Here is a 19,987-nt window from a genome sequence, read left to right as displayed (position 1 = left end):
ACATGCAGGCCAATGGTAAAACCATGACCGCGGCGAAGGTACCGAAGACAGCGAAGGTCTCGAAAGCCCCCCGGACCTCGAAAGTCACGGGCGCCTCGAAGGCCCCGAAGGTCGCGAAGGCTTCAAAAACCACAAAGGCCCCCGGGGCAGGCATGGCCAGTAAAGACAGCGTCGACCTGCTTTTCCTCGAGGTGGGAAAGCGGATGGACGCTTTATCCGGCGACGACCCGGGAAACGCGGGCGAGACGTTTGACTATGCCGGCATTATCGGGCTGCTGGACCAGATCCTGGTCATCGAGCCCGGCAACCGGAACGCGCTGAACTATAAGGGCATCATGTACATGGGCATTCAGAACCAGGAGCAGGCGCTGCAATGCTTCAACGCTATCCTGAAGGCAAATCCCGGGGACACCGAAGCGCTGAACAATAAGGCCATCGCCCTCTACGGGCAGGGCAAGGTCGCCGAGGCGATGAAGTACGTAGATAAGGCTCTCGAGCTCGACAGGCGGTACCCCGACGCCCTGATGAACAAGGCCGTCATGCTCCACGACCTGGGCAAACTCGAGGAAGCGCGGCTGTACGTCGTCCGGTATAACGCGGCGTCGGCGACCCGGCAGTAGTGATACTCTTTTTTTAATTATTAAAGTGAAACAAAGTCTATTAATATTTTCAGGAAATAAACATAGCTCAGGAGTTGTACACGGCTGAGCAGCCGCCGCCCGGCGGGTGCTATGCCTGTCTCCAAAAGGTGTTCAAATGGCAAATGCGGGAGAATTGCCGGACTTAGACCTGAAAATGCCTTCGCTGGACCTCGAGTTACCCGAGCCCACGCTGAACCTCGACATCCCCGATATAGGGATGGGGGCACCGGCTGGCATGCCGATGCCCGGTGCGGCTCCGGCGCCGAACGAGGTGCCTCCGGCAGGCAAGCAGGCGGCAAAGCCGGCCGGAAAGCCCGGGAAGGGCAACGGAAAGGGCAAGAAGTCCGGCACGGGGCGGCCTGTCGGCCCGTCCGGGAACAGGCTCTCCATTGTGCTGAACGTCATATGCGTCGTCCTGCTGCTTGGCATCGTCGTCGTCATGTACGTGTTCAACGTGCCGGTCAACATGGTGCCGGACCTTTCGCTCACCACTTATGTCCAGAGTCTCTGGCTGCTCATCGGGTGCTTCTTCGTCGTCGCGATGCTGCACGACCTGAAGATGGGGCTGATCCTCACGGGCCTGGATATCGCCATGCTGATCACGATCTTCCCGACGATCTGGCTCCTGATGGACACGCCGATGAACCCGATGTACTTCTTCGTCATGGGCATGGTCGTGCTACAGCTCGTGATCGCCCTGCCGTTAGGCATAATCAACGCCCGGAAGCAGCCGGCTAAAAAAAGCGCTCCGGCCGGCGCCGGAGCTCCGACGGCGCCGGTTAAAGGTCCCAACCCTTCGTCTTAAGGGCCGTGCCGGCCTTCGTCATGTTGCCGGCATCGCCGATGACCTTCGACTTGTTCGCCGGTAACAGGATGTCAGCCATCGCGTTCTGCACCGGTGCGATCATCGTCGGCCTGTCCACCGTTCCCTTGTATGTCTTGGGGATAGGGTTGACCATGTTCGCGTTCCGGTACAGCCTCTCGAGACCGCTCGTATTCTGGATATCCGTCTTAGTCATGTTCTTGTAGTCCCGTTTCGGAACCGGCTTCGGGGTGGCCGTTGCAGCCTTGGCCGCCGACTTGTTGGCGGACATGTTCCCGGCCGTCAGGTTCCCGCCCTGCATCGCCACGTTGTTCACCTTTCCGCCCGTGGCGTTCCCGGCCGTGTTGTTGCCGCCGATGCCGGAGACGGAATTCTTAAGCGTCGCAGGCTGTAGCAGGCTGCTCGATGCGGTGCCCGGCGCAAAGCTGATCTGGCTGGTATCCGGCGCGGTGGTGATCGCCGGCTGGAACTGCATCGTGCCCTGGCCGTATAACGGGGCGTTGTTCATGTACGGCCAGCTCATGCCGGCGCCCACCATCAGCGGCGACTTCAGGGGATGCCACGAGCCGATGCCGCCCGCCAGGTCGAAGCCGCCCAGGTTGCTAAACGACGTATAGCAATAGTTAGCCTTGAAGAATCCCGTGTCGGTGGCCGCCGTCGTCCCTGCGGCTGTCTGGGCGATGGACGGCGCTACCACGCAACCATCGCTTGTAGTCGGGAAATTGATCGCGAGTGCCTCCGTGTCTGTCGCTGCCAGGTTCTGCGAGTGGAACAGGGTCGCGCTCGGCTTTTGCAGCGAAGCTTCGTTCCCGTAGAAGATGTCGCCGAGGCTGATCCCGATTTTTGATACTTTCCACGCAAGCGCCGGTACCGTTATCCCGAGCGCTATGAGCACAATAAGTGCTACAATTAACCACTTCCTTAACCCCATGTTTACCCTCCTAAACCCTGTATAAACGATAGAAGCACCGTAAAGTTAAAGATTAATACTATTTTAGTCAAAATTTATTGCGTTCACAGTAAAAAGGGTGTTTTTCTAAGCAATGAATATATTTTATCACATAATAAAGCACCATACGTCTATTTAAGTCAAATTTTACATGCGCCAGGCAATTTAGCCCATATATTTGGCGATCGGACTCTTAATATCCGTCAGTAACTTTATCTGTCACGGAGAATATACACGTAGACGGGGTCATTGCATATGGAGCGCCGGCAAATCGTCGATGACGCCGTCCTGTGGCTGTCGATGTTATCCATCGCCGTCATCTGTCTCATCATGCTGTATTTCGGCGTCAACGGCATCGCGGGGCTCCCGGGCTCGGAGGCCGGGACGACAACACAGGCCTTCGCGCTCTCCGTTTACGTCCTCTACATCCTCTTGCCGCTGCTGATCGTGAACATCGTGCTGGACACCACGATCATCAGCAGGATATTCGAATGGAGCATGCCCCTGCTCTACCTGGTCATCATGCTGGATATCGTCCTGATGACTGTTCTCTTCCTGATGATGGGGCTATAAAAAAAGGCGTTAAGCCCGGGTCTCCCGGGCTCCCCGGACTCGCCGGGCTTCTTCCTCACTTCACCAGCTCGCGGAGCGTGGCGTCGATGATCTTCATGCACTGCTCTTCGGTGACATGGCCCAGGAAGCGGATGATAACCTCCGGCATCTCCTCGAGATGGACCGGCGTGGGCTCCTTGCCGTATTTCGTCGCAATCTCGTCGAACTTTTTCCAGTAGTCTCTTTTGTCCATCGACTCTCGCATGTGCACCAGAAAGAGCTGATCCGCTTTGACCGGCGGCTTCGTCCCGTCGTCGATCACAAAGCCCGCTTTCTCCAGCCTGACGATCGTCTCGCGGGGCACCTTACATACCAGCGCAAGGACCGTATTATACTCGGGGTGTTTTTGCCATACGTCCCATTCTCTCAACTTAAGCCCTCCTTGGCCAAACCGGCCGTACCAAGGCTGTTTGACATTTTGATGATGCTGTTCTCGAAATCTACGGCGATAGGGCCAGCCACAGGGTGATGATGCCGAAGACCAGGAAGCTGCACACGAAACAGGCAACCAGCAGTAGCCTTATCCGGTCGGTCATGACCACCTGGAACCTGCCAATCCCTTTCGTGCTGTACTTCTGTCGCTTCTTGCTGCTTTTCGCCATGATTACCCGTAGTCTCTCAAGGGAAAAATAGTTTCGCCCCGGCGCATTCCGCAGGCAAAGGCTATAAGCCCGGAGGGGTAACTCTCCCGGGGAGCACTATCTGTTATGGACAAATACATCTGCACACTCTGCCAGTATGTTTATGATCCTGCCGCGGGCGATCCAGACCACGGCGCGCCGCCGGGGACCGCTTTCGAGGACCTGCCCGACGACTGGGTCTGCCCGGTATGTGGCGCGGACCGGTCGATGTTCGAGAAGACGGAGTAATCCCGGGGAGACAAAGGTTACGAAGAGCGCGGGAGCACAGAGTTAGCCTTTTTTTCTGCGGCCAGGCGCCCGTATTATTTGTACCGGGCGACGCGCCGCCACAGGTTGTCCGGCGAGCGGTCCACTTCGTGGCAGATGATACGATGGGGGATATCGCAGGGCAGGATGGAATAGGCCTCTCCGCCTTTCAGCCGCAGGCCCCAGGTCTCGTCGGTCAGCAGGAAGTACGCGCTCGAAAGGTCTGCCGGTATGCCGCCCGTCACGACATCCGCGCAGATGTCCCGGGCGATCTTGACGTTCTTAACCTCGCCCGACCGGGCACAGTAGACGTGGTCGTCGGAGAGCTCGCAATCGATGTTCCGGGCGACTAGCTGATAACAGCTTTTCGTGTTGGACGAGCGTTCCATATCCTTCAGCAGGTACAGCACGGTCCGGCGGTTATTTGCGATGTCGGCCAGGACTTCCGGCGTGAACGACTCGACCGGGCGGCGGCACAGGTCGTGCGTCTCCGCCGGCCGATGGGGAAACCGCCTGGAAAGCCGGTCGGCCACTTCCTGGAACGGGGTCTCCCGGGGGGCGTACTCCACCGGGAACAGCGACGTTTCGGCCTCCAGGCACTCCTTCACTGCCTCTGTGTTGTCATTATATATTACCACCGGCTCGCCAGCCCTCCGCAGCACCCTGGCCAGCCGGATAGCCATCGAGATGGCCGCACGCTCGCACTCCAGATTGCTCAGTGGCGCCGGGAGCACGGCCGTCGTGGACTGGTGGATCTCGACCCCGTCGGCGATGGCGACGATACCGATGAACGACGACCCGTCCTCATTATAGGACGAGTCGCAGTAGACCTCGAGCATGACAATGGCTGTATGACATCTGCATTATATGAACGTGTCGAAAAGATAAAAGGGCAGGGATTCAGGCCTCGACGAGCCCGTCCCTGACCCTGATGATACGATCCGTCCGGGCCGCCAGTTCCGGGTTGTGGGTGACCATGACGATGGTGATCCCCTGCTCGTGCAGCTTCCGGAAGACGTCCATGATCAGGTCCCCCGTCTTCGTGTCCAGATTCCCGGTCGGCTCGTCGGCCAGGACGATCGCCGGGGCCTTTACCAGCGCCCGGGCGATGGCCACCCGCTGCTGCTCGCCGCCGGACATCTCCTTCGGCAGGTGGCTCATCCGCTCCCCCAGCCCGACCAGCCGGAGCGCCTCAGCAGCCTTCTTCTTCCCGTCCGGCAGCCCTGCAAGCCGCGCCTGCAGCTCCACGTTCTCCAGGGCGGTGAGGAACGGCAGGAGGTAGAACTTCTGGAACACGTAGCCGATCTTCCGGCACCGGACGTCGGTGAGCTTCCCGTCGCTCATCTGCGACACGTCGACGCCGTCGATCAGCACTCTGCCGCCGGTCGGCCTGTCCAGGCACCCGATGAGGTTCAGCAGCGTCGACTTGCCCGAGCCCGAGGGGCCGATGATCGACACGAACTCGCCCTGCCGGACGCTGATGTCCACGCCTTTCAGCGCCTCGACCGTCACGTTGCCCATTTTGTACGACTTCTTCAGGCCTGCCGTCTCAAGGACGACCGCGGCTTTCGCCGCCCGGCTAATCTCGATGGCTTTGACTGTCTCACTCATAGCGAATCGCCTCCAGCGGCTGTATCTTCGCGGACCGGTAGGCCGGTATCAGCCCGGCGATCACGCCGATCACGGTCATGAATATCACGGCCTTCGCCGTGGTCTCCAGGGAGAACAGCGTTCCCCCGAACAAGAACTGCATCATCAGGAACGACAGCAGGATGCCGAGCACGCTGCCGACGATACACACGATGACCGACTCCTCGAGCACCAGCGCCAGTATCTTCGAGCGCCGTGCCCCGATGGCCCGCAGCATGCCGAACTCCTTCGTGCGCTCCGATACCGACATGAACATGACCATGAGGGTGACCACGCCGGCCACGATGAGCATGGTCAGGTTGATCATCCCCATGAACGTGTGCGTCATCGACGCCATGCTATCCAGGGTGCTGTCCATGTCGCCCTGGGTCATGACCTGCAGCTCCGGGAACTGGCCCGTGACGGCCGCACCGACCGAGTCCACCTTATCGTCCGACGATGCGGCCAGCAGCACGGTCGACACGCCCGGCCTGCTGAAGATTTCCTGCGCCACCGGGAGCGGCATCAGCACCATGCCGTCGGTGATGATCGAGCCCGTGTAATCGGCTATGCCGACAACGGTGAAGTCGTGATCCTGGATCGTGATCCGGTCGCCGACGTTCGCCTTGAAGTAGGTATAGGCCGCATAGTTGCCGAGCACGACCTGATCGTTTCCGGCCAGCCTGCCGGTGCCGTTACCGAAGGCCGCGTCGCCGTAGTACGCTTTCTCCTTCCCTTCCGGGATACCGACCGCGATGACCTGCGGCGGCCCGTTCTGGAACATCGACGCCTGCAGCTGGACCAGCAGCAGCGGCGCGCTACGTGCAGTATCGATGCCGCTGACGTTCATCAGCGCGTTCGCCTTCTCCATCGTCAGGCTGGACGAGACCGGCGGGAACTCCGCCGCGGACTGCGCCGAAGGCGTCTTCACGAACATCTGCCCCGCGAACTGCCCGCTCGAGGCGGCGAACATCTCGTCCATCGTGCCAGTCGCGGTGGACAGCACCAGGAACAGCATGATGCAGACCGCGATCGCGACCACCGTCAGGCCCGTCCGCGTCTTGCGCTGCCACATGTTTTTCAATGCGATATCAATCAAAGTAATCACTCCAGATCCATCAGTGTCTCAAAGAGATCAATCGTCCTCTCCAGCTGCCCGGTGCCCCAGTCGAGCACCGCCCGGGAGTACTTGTCCATGTACTGGCCGTACTGCTCTTTTTTCTGCCGCGCGCCGGCGAGCTCTTCGAGCTTGTCATTATACATCGGCTCGATCAGCCGGCGCCGCTCCTCCGGGGTGATAAGCCCGAAGAAGGCGGCCCGGGACATGAAGTCGAACAGGTCGTCCCGCGGGTCGATCGGCGCGGCGACCAGTTCCTTCAGCCTCACGAAACCGGCCGGTGTCACCTTATACACCACCCGGTCCGGCGTCTTATTCTGCGGCTCCTTGTGCCCCTCGATGCAGCCGTCCGATTCGAGTTTCGCCAGCCTCGGGTACAGCCTGCTGTTACTGAGGTTCAGGTAACGCTTCCCGAAGGTCGACTCGATGTTCCGCTTGAGCTGATAGCCATGTGCCGGCATCCCGGCCAGCGAGCCCAGGATGACCATGTCCATATCGACCATTGATTTCTACTTCCTTTAGTCCCGTTTGACATATGTCAGTTAGACCTATGTCTGATTGACCTATATACGGCCCGACTATTTATAGTTTGCTATGGCCGTGGCTTTGCACATAAAGTCGTGTTTTAGGCAGACTTTATGTGCAGACATCGGACTTTTTGTGCAAGCGATGAGGCTGTAAAGTCCGTCTTTGATAATTTATTACAAAAAAATGTCAAGATTGGTTAGTGGTTATATGAAAAGGTTTAATTGTCGTTTTGGTTTACAATATTATTAATGTACGAAGAATATCCTGGCTTCTTCAGTCCTAATGATAATGATAAAATATGGCGATATATTGATTTCACAAAATTTGTATCTTTATTAGATAGGCAAGCCCTTTATTTTAATAGAGCAGATAAATTCCCTGATAAGTTCGAGGGCTCATTTTCGAAAGCTAATATTGATCAAAGATTAATAGTTTATAAAGGTGTACCAATCGCATCGTCAACTAACATACTAAAATTACTACAAAAGTTTAGGAAAATGATCGCTATTAATTGCTGGCATCTTAGTGAATTTGAGTCTGCTGCAATGTGGAAGATATATTTAAAAAGCGATGAGGGAATAGCAATCCAGTCTACATTTGGTAAACTAAAAAATTGTTTTAATAATTTTAAAGATCCTGTTTATATTGGTAAAGTAAATTATATTGATTATCAACGTGATTGGGTACCTGAGGGAAGCATTTTTTATCCCTATTTACATAAAAGAAATAGTTTTGAGTATGAAAAAGAATTAAGGGTCGTATTTGCAAGATTTCCAATATCCGAAGATGGAAAATCCATTGATTATGAAAAAGACACTTTTGGAGAGGGTGATTTTATTCCTATAGATTTAAACATATTGATAGAAAGAGTATATGTGTCTCCAACAGCACCACTATGGTTTACAGAATTGGTTACATCTGTGCTTAAAAAATATGGTTTTGAAAAAGAGATTGTACAATCAAGCTTATCAGAAGGTCCCATATATTAAAATGTGCTACGTGACCATTGTTGATTATTAAAAAATAAATTAAAGTTATAGCCTATATCGCCACTTTTCGTGGCCGACCACGTCGCTTTACAGGTTGGTTTACTGCTGGTTGTTCAATTTTCTCCTCATTTTCTTTAACAATTTTGATATCGCCGGTTTCAACCATGAAGTCCATCATAAATCTAGTCCAAAACGATGAGTTGTAATAAGATTGATTAAATTCTTTTATTGTCTTTCTAATAAGATGTTTTTTAGGCGTATTATCACTCTTATCAAACGTGTGACCTGCGAACATTAACACAAGTGTTAAAGATATTTCGTCGTCAAAAGTTAGCGGATACTCTTTACCTTTCAAATACGCGATTTTTCTTGGCATTTCACCTTTAATCCTATATATTGCCCATTGGCTGAGGGGTCTGCTACACATACCGCAATAGTTTGTGCCAGATCCGCCACAGTCGGGACATGTTTTTGTTGTGTTATCGCCCACATGTCCGCGTACTTGAGGCACGTCTTTAATTAGATCGTTTATAGCTGCCATAATACCGCATAATTATTTAATAGGTAACTATATCAAGGCATTGAGAAATAAGCGACAACATTATCCAATTAGTTAATTAAAAATGCGGCGCGTGACAATAGTTAGGCGTTTTTATTATATCCAATTACTTTGATAATCTCCAAGGATTAATGAACTCATATCCAGGTTTGCCAACATAGTAATTTAAAACGCCTTGATAGTAAGCGATATTCCCTTTTGACGCGCAGATATCACCACGACCCTGTTTTTTTCTAATTTCTATGAGTCTTTTTTTCGCTAAAGTTTCAATTGCTTTGTAAGCAAGGTCTTTTCTTTTATCTGGCGCACCACTAACTAGGTTTTCAGGGGATATATGTGCCGTGTTCATATCTTTTGCACACCAGACACCCCTAACGTATAGTTTGTTAATAATGTAAACTTCGTATCGGTTTAAACTGGCGTAATCGTTACTCATTTATGCCTACTAATACAATTATTTATGTAATAAAGGTTGTCATCTTTATATACTAACCAATTTATATATTATAATGTGTAAATAGAATTATACATTCAATAGGATAGTTTTATATATCCTATAATTAGTGTATTATTACAAACTGTATACGATCCTATACAGTTTGTTTTCTTAAGAGGGGTGAAAGAAAATAATACGGAGGAAGACATTGTGTCTCTAAGTAACTTTCTAGGCGACACAACTCAAATACAAATTATCGATTTCTTTGTAGGCGATGCAGGGAACTCATATAACATATCTGAGTTAAGTGAGGAAACCGGAATAACCAGGATGACTTTATCAAAGTATATCCCAGAGTTAGTCCAGAGTAAAATTTTGGAAGTTAACAAGTCTAAAAAGATTAAAACCTACAAGTTGGCCAACAACCGCTTAGTAGAACTATTAGTTGCATCGGCATATGCCTACAGCACGATCCAGGGCGCTGAGCCAATCGATAGAAATGTATCTGTAGAGAAAATAAGAAAAGAGTTGGATATGCCGGAAGTATCAATGGAAACGCTTCTAAACGGCGAAGGTAGAAGGCTTGTTACGTTAGAGAATGATGAGTATGTTATCATGGAACGTAAAGCGCCCCAACCGTTAGAAGCGCCAGCATCGGCATAATATGGGGGATTACTATGGAACAGAAAGGGCAGACTGAAGTAATACAACCTAATGATAAGTCGGAGCAAATAATGGGTATTTCCAGGCCCCCCTCTTTTTGTAAAATTTATGCGACTAATGTCTTAGTAACAACCACAGATCAAGACTTTAGGGTCGAATTATTTAATGAAAAGTTTAAGACCAACGAAGGTTGGGTTTTTCAATCGGAAGAACTTGTTATATTAACAAGACAAGCTGCTAAGCAGCTACAGGTTATGCTTAATGAAAAGATAAAAGAATACGAGTCGCAGTTTGGCGAAATACCTGTAAACGAAGATCGTGGTAAAATACGATACTTATTAAGATGATTTTACTTTTACGATATTTTTTCTTATAAATTATAAATTGACATTCTTTCAATATCCTGTATGAAGTAGGGCACAACATTGTTCTTGTACATCTCGTGGATTACTACGGTTAGATTGTAAGCCACGATTTTTGCCAGTAGCTCGTTAACCTGGGCGGTCGAGTTTTTAGACTTGAGGGTTTCGCCAAACTTTCGTTTTATGGCGGCGTTGGTGGCTTCGATGTTGCTTCGTTTGTGGTAGTGTTCCATGAACTCGTCACGATTCAGTTGGAAGTAGTGATATGCCTTCTTCCAGAGCCTTGAACCACTCGCGTTCCCCGTCGCGTTGCTCTTGAAAGGTATGTATGCTAATCCGCCTATCTTATCTACTGTTTCCAGGTTGTTCCTTGACGAGTATGCCATATCCGCACTTACTTCCCTTACTATGAAATTATCAGCGGTCTCTTCAACGAGCGATTTGAATTGCGGACTGTCGCCATTACCCTCGCCGGTGATCCTGACACTGGTAACGATGTTGGTCCGCGTACCTGTGATAAGGTGTGCCTTAAGCCACTGGTGCTCCCTCTTCTTTGCGTACTTGTCCCCATAATATGCCCCGAATGTGGTACAGCGGAACCCTGTAGAGTCAACCGCGAAGTCCGTTTCCAGGTTTGCTACAGGCAGCGCTGACAAGGTTACAAGATGGTGGAGTATTGGGGTGATTTCTGGATTGTTGAACAGGTTTGAAGGGATGTTAAAGCTTGGCGCGTGGTCTATGTAGCCCTTGCCCACAGCATCTTCGAACAGGCCGTAGGCGCGGCGGCTTGATAATTGCGAGTATACCTTCTGGATGGAGCAGAATAGGGATTCGCGGAGTGGTATGCGTGGCCTGCCCATCCTCTGCTCAGGTTCTGGTATCGATTCCAGCAGGTCTTTTAATAGGGATGTGAATAACGCTTGTTCTTCTTTCTGCGCCTCGTTGTACGCCTTCCAGTTTTGCGTATAGGTAATGCGTATATCGCTAATAGGATTAACAGTGGTGCCTATTTCACCTTCATGGTAATACGCTGTAGCAATGATATGCTTGCAGAGTCCACCCCAGCGTATATAGTCGGGGCAAGTGCAGGTAACGCCATCCTTTGTGGATTTTACCTCATAATACCTGTTACTGGATTGGGATTTAACCTTATACAACTCGTCATTGACTTTTATAACCTGGCCACATTGAGTGGCGATTGCTTTTCCGCGTGTCTCCCGCCGATTATCGATATTAACCCCTGTAAGTTCCTCGGATATCAGGATGACGGCCAATATGTGTTTGCATTTAAGATTGTTCTTTAAGTGGTCAGGGCAATCGCAGCTCCAATCCTTTTTGCCATGTCTAACAACATGGTAGGTTCCAGGTTTGCTCTCTGATTCTACATGGAAAACATTGCTAACGAGAATGTACTTTATGGATGCGCCCCGCTCTAGCATCGCCTTTGCTTTGAGCAATCTTAGGGTTTCCATCTCGTTGATGCTTACCATGTTCTTACTCCATATTTTGTGGTGATTTCACCACAATCACCTATACGACCGCTAAGTATATAATAGTTATGGTGAATATGGTAATCGTGGTGAATATGGTAAAACCGTTCATCGTAGAAATCAAAGACGACAAGCAACGACGTATAGTAATTGATAAGAAAGCGTGGGAAGAAGAAGACCTCCAGAAAGGCGACTATGTAGAAGTAACAATAAAAAAAATTAAAGTAGGAAATTTATAATCCTTTATTCCCTAATACCTGATGTTCAGACCTAGCAAAGTATCTTTTAGCGGGGTTTATATCGCCCTTTAATTTACCTTGCCGAATTCTTCTTGCTTCTTCGGCATGTATTAATCTGCACGGCTTTCCCACATTCATACGATATGCATTGAAATCACCTAAATATGCGCGGTCAATAGTTGATGGTAGATACTTAATCTTCTGAAATCCACCATTCTTGTTAGCATAAGCAACAGCATCGTTGTATCTTAGTTCTCTACACCTATCGATGATGGGAGTCAAACCATACTTATATTCTTCATCAACTTTTCCACCGCCACGCACGTACTCGCGTTTTCCATTTAATAAGCAGCTGAAGGATTGTACTCCATAATCTGTAAGATATAGGCCATACCATCCAGAGCGGGGAAGGATCAGCGGTAGCATATGTTCGTTGCAACGGTTAGCTACTTCATTCACGAATGACTCGATTTTATGAAGCATATCTTTATCTTCATAATCAGTTATTGTCAGAGCGACGCCGCAATAGCCACCCTGGTCTAGGCCTCTTTCGAGAATAACTAATGCCATGTTCCTTCTTTCGGTATCATTAAGAACATCGCTATCTATGTAAAGATGGAAATACGCTCTAATAGGCACTTTTCTTCCAGCAGTCATGTGCTTACACAAAAGCGATGTCGCCCTATTAGCCGATAGTACTCTATCGCGTATCGAGTTTTCCGAACTTTTAAGGATCGGCGGAACTGTCGGAATTATAGCCGCATTCGGTACACCAGCAATATCTGCAATTATTTCTGACATATGAGCAGGGTACGAATAATCGATCGACTCATCTAACCATCCTGCACTGATATCATCTTGCTTCCCAAGTTTTTTTGGAGGTATTATCTTAGAATCTTGGCAGATACTTTCAAGTTGTCTTGCAATAAATGGTCGATAGAATTCAGGGATGATACTTAAAGCGGATGTGACTTTCTCTTCGTCATTAATAACTGCGCTTTTTAAAATATTATTAAACTTCCTTGCTTTCTGACGGTCACCCTTCAAAGCATAGGTGACAAACTTTTTCGTTAGCCTATATCTAAAGAATTCGGGAGGCTCCATAAACAATATCGGATGTTCTGCGATAAGCTCTAAGATACTAATTTTATTCTTTAAAATATCGCTAATAAGAAACCGTTTATCCGTAACGATAGAGGACCACCTGTTAGCAGGCATTATTATTGGTGCGTGTTCATTTAATGCCCTCGAATATCGAAGCAGCACATCCACGTCCTCATCGCCCTTCACTTCAGGAGTGAAACATGGTGCAGGGACCTCCATATTACCTACTATGAAGCTAGTTGTCCTTTTTAGTGGTTCGTCAATCTTTAGATATTGTATCTGAATAATAGTCGGCACCGAGGAGGCAACCTTAATAACATTTTTTTCCTTGACCTTCTCACTCATTCTTCACATCTCCAAACTCATTTTGGAAATCTGTAAAACATTTAATAAACTGATCTAAGCTATCAAGAGGTAGCAATATTGCTCCCTCAACTTTATCGCCTTCTAAGAGGGAGAATTTTTTCTCTAAGATATGGAAAAATAATTTCTCATCTCGACCTTTAGCCAAGCTTACCTCATAGTAGGTTCCACCAGTTTTTTCGCTATTATTGTTAATTTCAATTATTTTTTTACCAACATCATGTAACGGCTTACCGTTAGGATAATAATAAGTTAATTTCAAATTTTTTTTCTGTGAATAAACCTCGCGCAATGCCATAAGAGCATTTAGATGATTTTGCACTGTCTTCTTATCATGGTTAGTAATTTTAACTAGCTCATCTAATGTTATACCATCAATTCCATACCGCCTTACTGCAAACCTTATTCTTTCCCTAACGAGAGTTTCTTTTGTTTCAGAATCCAACCGTTTGAATGTCTCATCTGGAAGATCAAGGTACTCATCATCAAGTGGCTCATCCATTCGCTCTAGATATTTTAATGATAATTTAGGAATACCCTTAGTACTCAGGGTGTATTGTTCGTTATTGCTTGATGTGGTATCTGGCATTATAGCACCATACCACATGATATGCGTATGTTATATATAAGCTTAACTAAATAGTGCTTACTAATCATACACTTATTTTAGGTTCAGATTACACTTGCAATCATTTTAATTATTAATATAATAATGAAGCACTATGCCTCTCGGTAGTTGTGCTGAATGTAAATGGGGACCTTTCTACAGAAACAATTCTAAGGTCAGCGGCTTTTGTTGGTCGGTCATAGTCAATGATCTAAAACTCGATTTATGGAAAGAGTGGGATTGTGGACGCTTCTATCCTGGACTGTTTGTCGATAAATAATATTAGGGACCTTTATTTTTTTCTAAAATGGATACCGATGTATTCGAAAATCCGCCACAGTATATCAATGTAAAGTAGAATTATGAGTCCAATAATAACGATAATTAAAACTGATAATGCAAGAATACCGAGTGCGCCTAAACAACAAATAGCTCAACAAATATTAGACGGGTTAGCGGTTGCAACTTGCATGGAGCATCATACGATACCATGATAAATAATCATATCGCTAATCGTCTAACAATTGCCATTCACAACAATATTGTCTAATTTGTCTAATGCCTGTTCAATCAATCTGTTGATTTCAAGTAGCTTGAGCAAATCATCTTGGTTATAATCTCCTAATGGTATCACTGTTAACTTTTCTACAGCTAAATCAAGGGTTATCACGTTACAGGTTAGGTTGTCAAGGACATTCTGATCCATGACTAATACAGGGAACAATAGAATAGATATTAGTAACCGGTATTAAAATTAAACTACCAAACTAAAAATTATTAAACGTCTAATCTTTAATGGCTGGCTTTATGTATAAATAAAATGATTATAAGATTTACAAATATTCACCCAAGTCTTTCCAAGTGCTGGTATCTGTGCTATAATTCTCATTGGAATTAATTTTCCAAATATTAGATACTTTGGTTATAATCCCGCCAGAATATATGTCCTTTTTCTCGTTCTGTTGTTTAATCCATATCTGGAGAGCTTCGGCCTTGTATTTTGTAGTTGGATCTGTGACTGTAAAACCTGATTTTGTGTCTAATATGATTATTTTATCTTTTGCTTTTACTATCCAATCAGGATAGAACAGCTTATCCTTGCCATCACTTTCATCATGATATGGGATTGAAAAGTATTCGCTCCCACTATTGCCATTTTTATACCACCAACTGATATCTTTAGATTCTAGATATTTTATAAAGTCAATTTCGTTAGCTTTTCCAGCATACTCTTTGAGAAGATAAAATGGGTCAACCGCACACTTTTTTAAGTCTTTAATTATTTCATAATCATCAGTATAATAAAGTGTAGGCCTTGGGATCTCTAAAGTAACCTTTCTATTGACTTTTGATTCCTTTGATTTTACTTCTTTTTGTCTTATTGGTCTATATGTTTCAAGGGACTTGGAGATGACTTTTGTTAGAATGCTATCTGGTCTTAGTAGGTCTGCTACTGTTATTGTATAGTAGGTACTTCTTTGTTCTATTATTTTGCTTAGCCATAGGTTCAAGGCTGTTTTTAGTTTACCCCATGATCTTTCAGGTGCAAATTTTTTATTTTCTTCTTCTTGGTGTGCGATTAGGTTGAAGCATAATAAATTATATAATCGTTCTATATCGTGCCTTGAACTTTGTTCTGTTAGATCAGAGCCATGCTCTTTAATTTCCTCAATAAAATTATCATAATCTTCTATCTCGGCGTCCACAATTAATTTATTCACAACCCGTATGTCATTGATTAAAAGGCCCTTTGCAACCACTTTTTGCTTTTTTGTATCTACAGTATCTTTTTCAGATATTCCAAAATAGGAGTTTGCGACTTCATTAAACGCGGATTGGAAAGTATCCCCAAGGTCATTATAGTCTATTCGACCCATAAAGGTAGATTCGAGAAAAATGGGTTCTACTTTTGATTCTATTTTGCTCTCATAGATGAATGGCTTATTGTTCTTACCTGTTTCTGGTAATTGTATTTGGTTTCGCTCATAATTGGTATAGAGGTAACCAATATTTAGTTCCGGTTTTTGATAGTGGATCGCTTCTGGCATTCTAAGGATTCTGCCAACCGTTTGCGTATGGAATATTGGAGTTTTTATCTCTCTGAACATTACCAGGATTGAAGCTCTTGGGCAATCCCAACCAGTAGCCGCAGCTTGTTTGAATATCAAGAAAGATATTGGTGAGCTATTCCGCTCAATTTCTTCCAGATTCTCTTTTTCTTCCGATAGCCAGATAGCTAAATTGTTATCCGGTACTTTCTTCTCCTTTAAAAACTCACGAACAATATCAATCTTAAATTTGCCAAGCGTCTCGGCTCTTGCTTGATCATCATTAGGTAATTGTATAATTACTAAAGGATTGATATTTTTCGAAAGGTTAGCATAGGCTTTTTGTAACTCCAGCCTCTTATTATATGCTAATTCTAACAGAATTTTATCTTGGTCATACTCTTTTTTTGCCAACCTTTCAAGGTCTTCTCTTGTTTGCGTAACAATTTTTTCTTTAATCAACCCGGCTTCAACCACATCCTCCCGGTCTACCTCTACAAACCCAGCTCTTTTATGATTAACATCCGACGCTGAAGGTATTGTCTTAGGTGTTGCAGTGATTTTTAAAATTATTCTAGGGTCGATTAGATTAACAAGATCTTCTGCAAGTTCCGTATCTGAATCACGATGGGCCTCATCAATTATTAAAACTAGTTCTCTGTTATCGCTTTGAGTTTTTTTAATAAATTCGTCAAATACCCCATAATCTCCCGAGGTATACTCTGATGGGGTACGTAGTTTTCTACCCTCTTTGGTCGATGTTTTAATTTTTTGCCAGTTAATAAAAAAGATGTTGTTATTTTCTAGTTTTTCACGACTAAAATCGTTAAGGTCTAACAGGTCTAATTCGTTTGCGCCACCATAATAATCTGCCAATTTCTTTTTGCTTTGAAGATACGAGTCTTCACTGAAACTAAACCACAAGTAAGCATTGTCAACGTTAAACTGTGGATCATTACTTAAAGTTTTTAATAGCTCAGCTATCATTACGGTTTTTCCGCTACCTGTTGGCGATTTAAAAATTAAAGGTAGTCTTCTATTTCCCGTTTTCCATAAGTTCAAAAATTGTGCTCTCAAATCGGAAATCGCATTTTCTTGGAATGGTTTTAAATGGAAGACGGACATCTTACTCACACCAACCGATTTATTTCTTTATATACCTCAATAATTGGTTCTGGAATATCCTCAACACGAATATTGGGATAGTCAAGGAATTCGTTTTTATACTCGTTTTTACCCCAGCTGAAAACATACAATGCGACTGGCTTGCCATAACCAGATAATAGTTTGACCAATTCAAGTAATTTTGACTTGTCTTCTTTAAAATAAATCGCCGTATACCGATTATTATCCTTAAATATCTGCCACCATTCGTTTTTCTCCACTTCATCAAATGTGTTTTCCCTTAACGCAATCATCTCTCCCGCTTCATGTGTAAGAGTAATTTTTTGATCATCGGAGACGTTTGAGATATTATCAATATCAATTAGCTTCGTTCTATAATATTTTAAGTTACCACCAAGACCATCAACCCTACTTTGAACATTTTTTACACCATAAACTCTGAGTTTGCTATCATTTGTTTTATTAACTTCAACTTTATATTTGTACGAATCATAATCATTATCAAGTTTGGATACGCTAGAATTAACTTCTTCCATAAGCTTTTTACAATTTTTTATAACTCTATATGTCAGCTTCTCTTCAAAAACAATATCTTTTTTCTCGCCAACATATTCGTATCCATTAATAACATTTCTTATTCTTGGATAACAGGTATCCTCGCAAATATTACCTTCGTTATTAGTACATAGAATGAAGGTCCTTTTACCGCCATCTGTTTTATTAAGTTCCATGACTGCATGGCCAGTTGTACCCGAACCTGCAAAATAATCTAATATTATTGCATTGGGTTTATCCTCACATACAATTTCAATACAATCCTTTACTGTATACAGGGATTTTGGATAAGGGAAATCTGCGTCAGGACCAAGTATCTGTTTGAGTAATTGTGTCCCATAAGCATTAGCATCGTATTTTGTATCAGTCCACACAGTTTTTAGTCTATCTTCGCTTTTTAATAATTGGACCTGGAATACACCGCCAACTTTTGCGAGTCTAATCGAATCAACCTTATCAGGTAAGGACTCGTTTGCATATCGCCATTTCCCTTCACCGTTCTCATCAATAGGCCATATCTCGATTGTTCCATCCTCTAAAATTGTAACAGGTTTATCTGGGTGAAAATCGTCCGGAGGTGTAGTACCTATTTTGACTATCTGCCCATCTTTAAAGAAAATAGGATAAAATACATTGCCACCTGGGCTTCTATCTGACGATCCGCCCCATTTTTTTAGCGGTTCATATTCTTGATCTTCCACTTCCCTCGTTTTTCTACCGATGTATTTTCCTTTGGGATGGACGAAATATGCATATTCATGGCAATAGGCAAAATTATCGCCCTGTATACCTCTTGGGTTGTGAACAACGACGATACATTCAATCGAAAAGGTCGGGAATATTTGTTCAAGAAGTAGTCCTAATGTGTTTAATTCGTTCTCATCAATCGCGCAGATTAAACAACCATCGTCTTTCAATAAATTTTTGGCTAAAACAAGCCTGTTTTTTATGAAGTTTAACCATTTACTATGCTTATAGTTGTCTTCTTTATCTACATAGTTATTATTATATTTCCAAGTTTTTTTGCCTACGTTAAAAGGCGGGTCGATATAGATGATATCAACAATGCCCCGATGAGTATAATTTAATACAGAAAGGGCATGATAGTTGTCTCCTTCTATCAGAATATTAATAGGTTGATCTGTATCATTGATAATTTCTTTTTCTTTAATGTCATCAAGTATGGGGAGTTTTTCTTTGCATTCTAAAACAATTTTTTCCGGCTCTTTCTCCTCTTCCCAAACTACACCATATTTTCTTCGAGACTTAAGCGACTTGATTTCCCGCTTGAGTTTTTCGACTTCCTCTACCAACTCTTTGTTTTTCCTCTCCAACTCACCCATGATATCCAATAATAACCGGTTCCAATATAAGATTTGCCTTACACAACCTTATCATGGTTAACATTAGATTTTTGTAATAGGGTACTCCAACATATATATTTACATTTAAACCCTAATGGAAATGCCATACTGGAATTCGGTAGGCGCTCTGTATTCTTAAATTTTAATTTAAATTTTCTAAAATAATCCTCAGCTTCTCGTCCATTAAAGCAAACCAAGTTTAAACTATCCATTTTTAATTTTTCAACAATTTCCTTATTAACCTTTAAACATTCTGAATCAAAGCAAACATCAGCAACCCCTAATTTATGTTTGACAAGTTGAGCCTCTAAAATACCAAACTCATCAGGGCTTCTTTTTGTTTTAGGCTTTTCTAAAAGAGACCTTAAAATTCTAATGATTTCTTCATCGTCATATATTGTACCGATTAGACTCCAAAAGTCATTATGATCAATATCCGCATAATAGTGCCCTAACTTTAAAGATTCACCATTAGGATGGGGATAAGAACCTAAAATCAATATTTTAGTACCTTCAGGGATAATCGGTTTTAAATGCTGAACCATATATCTCAACATACATATTTGAGAACCTATTATTTATTTTAACTGGCGTCAAACTTATGATTTGGTTAACTGTTATCCTTTTTTAGCCAGTTAACACCAGACCTTTTACACTTATTAGTAATATTTTACCAATTCTAATCGCCTAACCTCTTGACTTTATGTGCAGACACCAGACTTTAAGTGCAAAAGACACTTTCTGTGCAAAGCCTATGGCCGTGGATTGAGAAAGCAGCTATTAAGAATCAGTCGATATCACGTCCTGACAGGTACTGCCCGGCCACACGGAAGGTATATAAAATCGCCTGTCAGATAACCGATCGGTGGTTGTTATACCCGAATTTTCAAATCCATT

General features: G+C 45.0%; 22 protein-coding genes. 7 read left to right on the top strand and 15 right to left on the bottom strand.

The features are described 5' to 3' along the window. Together NC238_10500 and NC238_10495 are read left to right on the top strand one after the other, a co-directional pair. Nucleotides 1-620 (top strand): tetratricopeptide repeat protein (locus NC238_10500; GenBank protein MCM1566359.1); only part of this gene is annotated, 620 nt, incomplete at its 5' end. A gap of 136 nt (nucleotides 621-756) precedes the next feature. Beyond that, nucleotides 757-1,446 carry a hypothetical protein gene (locus NC238_10495; protein MCM1566358.1) on the top strand — a complete coding sequence of 230 codons (690 nt, stop codon included), beginning with the start codon at nucleotides 757-759 and terminating at the stop codon, nucleotides 1,444-1,446. Here the strand turns inward: NC238_10495 and NC238_10490 are convergent. Beyond that, nucleotides 1,421-2,395, bottom strand: a complete 975-nt coding sequence (locus tag NC238_10490; protein ID MCM1566357.1) for a hypothetical protein — start codon at nucleotides 2,393-2,395, stop codon at nucleotides 1,421-1,423. The genes NC238_10495 and NC238_10490 overlap by 26 nt on opposite strands. Nucleotides 2,396-2,668: 273 nt before the next feature. Here NC238_10490 and NC238_10485 point away from each other — a divergent pair, with 273 nt between their 5' ends. Continuing rightward, nucleotides 2,669-2,986 carry a hypothetical protein gene (locus NC238_10485; protein ID MCM1566356.1) on the top strand — a complete coding sequence of 106 codons (318 nt, stop codon included), beginning with the start codon at nucleotides 2,669-2,671 and terminating at the stop codon, nucleotides 2,984-2,986. A gap of 55 nt (nucleotides 2,987-3,041) precedes the next feature. Here NC238_10485 and NC238_10480 read toward each other — a convergent pair whose 3' ends face one another. Both NC238_10480 and NC238_10475 read right to left on the bottom strand, forming a co-directional pair. After that, the gene (locus NC238_10480; GenBank protein ID MCM1566355.1) at nucleotides 3,042-3,395 is read right to left on the bottom strand and encodes a hypothetical protein; all 354 of its coding nucleotides are present in this window, start codon (nucleotides 3,393-3,395) and stop codon (nucleotides 3,042-3,044) included. A gap of 70 nt (nucleotides 3,396-3,465) precedes the next feature. Further along, the gene (locus tag NC238_10475) at nucleotides 3,466-3,627 is read right to left on the bottom strand and encodes a hypothetical protein (GenBank protein MCM1566354.1); all 162 of its coding nucleotides are present in this window, start codon (nucleotides 3,625-3,627) and stop codon (nucleotides 3,466-3,468) included. A gap of 105 nt (nucleotides 3,628-3,732) precedes the next feature. On the opposite strand from NC238_10475, the gene NC238_10470 reads away from it, so the two are divergent. Beyond that, nucleotides 3,733-3,894, top strand: coding sequence for a rubredoxin (locus tag NC238_10470; GenBank protein MCM1566353.1), 162 nt, complete (start codon nucleotides 3,733-3,735; stop codon nucleotides 3,892-3,894). Nucleotides 3,895-3,968: 74 nt separating this feature from the next. Here NC238_10470 and NC238_10465 read toward each other — a convergent pair whose 3' ends face one another. From NC238_10465 to NC238_10450, 4 genes are all read right to left on the bottom strand, one after another. Then, nucleotides 3,969-4,751 (bottom strand): hypothetical protein, encoded by a 783-nt coding sequence (locus NC238_10465; GenBank protein MCM1566352.1) that lies wholly within the window; start codon nucleotides 4,749-4,751, stop codon nucleotides 3,969-3,971. Nucleotides 4,752-4,812: 61 nt separating this feature from the next. Then, nucleotides 4,813-5,523, bottom strand: coding sequence for an ABC transporter ATP-binding protein (locus NC238_10460; GenBank protein MCM1566351.1), 711 nt, complete (start codon nucleotides 5,521-5,523; stop codon nucleotides 4,813-4,815). After that, nucleotides 5,516-6,640 carry an FtsX-like permease family protein gene (locus NC238_10455; GenBank protein ID MCM1566350.1) on the bottom strand — a complete coding sequence of 375 codons (1,125 nt, stop codon included), beginning with the start codon at nucleotides 6,638-6,640 and terminating at the stop codon, nucleotides 5,516-5,518. Before NC238_10455 ends, NC238_10460 begins: the two co-directional genes overlap by 8 nt. Nucleotides 6,641-6,645: 5 nt before the next feature. After that, nucleotides 6,646-7,161 (bottom strand): PadR family transcriptional regulator, encoded by a 516-nt coding sequence (locus NC238_10450; GenBank protein MCM1566349.1) that lies wholly within the window; start codon nucleotides 7,159-7,161, stop codon nucleotides 6,646-6,648. A 246-nt stretch (nucleotides 7,162-7,407) separates the two neighbouring features. On the opposite strand from NC238_10450, the gene NC238_10445 reads away from it, so the two are divergent. Continuing rightward, nucleotides 7,408-8,175: a hypothetical protein gene (locus NC238_10445; protein ID MCM1566348.1), complete on the top strand. Its 768-nt coding sequence runs from the start codon at nucleotides 7,408-7,410 to the stop codon at nucleotides 8,173-8,175. A 52-nt stretch (nucleotides 8,176-8,227) separates the two neighbouring features. Here the strand turns inward: NC238_10445 and NC238_10440 are convergent, their stop codons facing one another. Both NC238_10440 and NC238_10435 read right to left on the bottom strand, forming a co-directional pair. Next, nucleotides 8,228-8,716, bottom strand: coding sequence for a hypothetical protein (locus NC238_10440; GenBank protein ID MCM1566347.1), 489 nt, complete (start codon nucleotides 8,714-8,716; stop codon nucleotides 8,228-8,230). A 124-nt stretch (nucleotides 8,717-8,840) separates the two neighbouring features. Continuing rightward, nucleotides 8,841-9,170: a hypothetical protein gene (locus NC238_10435; protein ID MCM1566346.1), complete on the bottom strand. Its 330-nt coding sequence runs from the start codon at nucleotides 9,168-9,170 to the stop codon at nucleotides 8,841-8,843. 210 nt (nucleotides 9,171-9,380) lie between these two features. On the opposite strand from NC238_10435, the gene NC238_10430 reads away from it, so the two are divergent. Continuing rightward, nucleotides 9,381-9,833, top strand: a complete 453-nt coding sequence (locus NC238_10430; GenBank protein MCM1566345.1) for a winged helix-turn-helix domain-containing protein — start codon at nucleotides 9,381-9,383, stop codon at nucleotides 9,831-9,833. Between the two features lie 14 nt (nucleotides 9,834-9,847). Beyond that, nucleotides 9,848-10,180, top strand: coding sequence for a DUF3467 domain-containing protein (locus NC238_10425; protein MCM1566344.1), 333 nt, complete (start codon nucleotides 9,848-9,850; stop codon nucleotides 10,178-10,180). Between the two features lie 23 nt (nucleotides 10,181-10,203). Here NC238_10425 and NC238_10420 read toward each other — a convergent pair whose 3' ends face one another. The 6 genes from NC238_10420 to NC238_10395 all read right to left on the bottom strand — a co-directional run bounded on the left by NC238_10420 (nucleotide 10,204) and on the right by NC238_10395 (nucleotide 19,635). After that, nucleotides 10,204-11,685 carry a transposase gene (locus tag NC238_10420; GenBank protein MCM1566343.1) on the bottom strand — a complete coding sequence of 494 codons (1,482 nt, stop codon included), beginning with the start codon at nucleotides 11,683-11,685 and terminating at the stop codon, nucleotides 10,204-10,206. 233 nt (nucleotides 11,686-11,918) lie between these two features. Continuing rightward, nucleotides 11,919-13,373: a hypothetical protein gene (locus tag NC238_10415; GenBank protein MCM1566342.1), complete on the bottom strand. Its 1,455-nt coding sequence runs from the start codon at nucleotides 13,371-13,373 to the stop codon at nucleotides 11,919-11,921. Beyond that, nucleotides 13,366-13,980, bottom strand: coding sequence for a hypothetical protein (locus tag NC238_10410; GenBank protein MCM1566341.1), 615 nt, complete (start codon nucleotides 13,978-13,980; stop codon nucleotides 13,366-13,368). Before NC238_10410 ends, NC238_10415 begins: the two co-directional genes overlap by 8 nt. Before the next feature lie 851 nt (nucleotides 13,981-14,831). Next, a complete protein-coding gene (locus tag NC238_10405) occupies nucleotides 14,832-17,171 on the bottom strand; it encodes a DEAD/DEAH box helicase family protein (GenBank protein MCM1566340.1) in 2,340 nt (779 codons plus the stop codon). A 5-nt stretch (nucleotides 17,172-17,176) separates the two neighbouring features. Beyond that, a complete protein-coding gene (locus tag NC238_10400; protein ID MCM1566339.1) occupies nucleotides 17,177-19,069 on the bottom strand; it encodes a hypothetical protein in 1,893 nt (630 codons plus the stop codon). A 38-nt stretch (nucleotides 19,070-19,107) separates the two neighbouring features. Continuing rightward, entirely contained in the window at nucleotides 19,108-19,635 is a 528-nt protein-coding gene (locus tag NC238_10395) for a hypothetical protein (protein MCM1566338.1), read from the bottom strand. Nucleotides 19,636-19,987 lie beyond the last annotated feature (352 nt).

The sequence above is a fragment of the Dehalobacter sp. genome (assembly GCA_023667845.1).
Lineage (GTDB): Bacteria > Bacillota > Desulfitobacteriia > Desulfitobacteriales > Syntrophobotulaceae > Dehalobacter.
The sequence above is the reverse complement of the archived record's forward strand: the minus strand, read 5'-3'. Positions and strand labels throughout refer to the sequence as shown.

What these genes read in the sequence shown, in the direction of transcription:
- NC238_10395 (MCM1566338.1), bottom strand. Translation starts at nt 19,635, where the DNA reads ATGGTTCAGCATTTAAAACCGATTATCCCTGAAGGTACTAAAATATTG.
- NC238_10420 (MCM1566343.1), bottom strand. Translation starts at nt 11,685, where the DNA reads ATGGTAAGCATCAACGAGATGGAAACCCTAAGATTGCTCAAAGCAAAG.
- NC238_10495 (MCM1566358.1), top strand. Translation starts at nt 757, where the DNA reads ATGGCAAATGCGGGAGAATTGCCGGACTTAGACCTGAAAATGCCTTCG.
- NC238_10490 (MCM1566357.1), bottom strand. Translation starts at nt 2,395, where the DNA reads ATGGGGTTAAGGAAGTGGTTAATTGTAGCACTTATTGTGCTCATAGCG.
- NC238_10460 (MCM1566351.1), bottom strand. Translation starts at nt 5,523, where the DNA reads ATGAGTGAGACAGTCAAAGCCATCGAGATTAGCCGGGCGGCGAAAGCC.
- NC238_10415 (MCM1566342.1), bottom strand. Translation starts at nt 13,373, where the DNA reads ATGAGTGAGAAGGTCAAGGAAAAAAATGTTATTAAGGTTGCCTCCTCG.
- NC238_10485 (MCM1566356.1), top strand. Translation starts at nt 2,669, where the DNA reads ATGGAGCGCCGGCAAATCGTCGATGACGCCGTCCTGTGGCTGTCGATG.
- NC238_10470 (MCM1566353.1), top strand. Translation starts at nt 3,733, where the DNA reads ATGGACAAATACATCTGCACACTCTGCCAGTATGTTTATGATCCTGCC.
- NC238_10465 (MCM1566352.1), bottom strand. Translation starts at nt 4,751, where the DNA reads ATGCTCGAGGTCTACTGCGACTCGTCCTATAATGAGGACGGGTCGTCG.
- NC238_10475 (MCM1566354.1), bottom strand. Translation starts at nt 3,627, where the DNA reads ATGGCGAAAAGCAGCAAGAAGCGACAGAAGTACAGCACGAAAGGGATT.
- NC238_10425 (MCM1566344.1), top strand. Translation starts at nt 9,848, where the DNA reads ATGGAACAGAAAGGGCAGACTGAAGTAATACAACCTAATGATAAGTCG.
- NC238_10450 (MCM1566349.1), bottom strand. Translation starts at nt 7,161, where the DNA reads ATGGTCGATATGGACATGGTCATCCTGGGCTCGCTGGCCGGGATGCCG.
- NC238_10440 (MCM1566347.1), bottom strand. Translation starts at nt 8,716, where the DNA reads ATGGCAGCTATAAACGATCTAATTAAAGACGTGCCTCAAGTACGCGGA.
- NC238_10435 (MCM1566346.1), bottom strand. Translation starts at nt 9,170, where the DNA reads ATGAGTAACGATTACGCCAGTTTAAACCGATACGAAGTTTACATTATT.
- NC238_10405 (MCM1566340.1), bottom strand. Translation starts at nt 17,171, where the DNA reads ATGTCCGTCTTCCATTTAAAACCATTCCAAGAAAATGCGATTTCCGAT.
- NC238_10400 (MCM1566339.1), bottom strand. Translation starts at nt 19,069, where the DNA reads ATGGGTGAGTTGGAGAGGAAAAACAAAGAGTTGGTAGAGGAAGTCGAA.
- NC238_10410 (MCM1566341.1), bottom strand. Translation starts at nt 13,980, where the DNA reads ATGCCAGATACCACATCAAGCAATAACGAACAATACACCCTGAGTACT.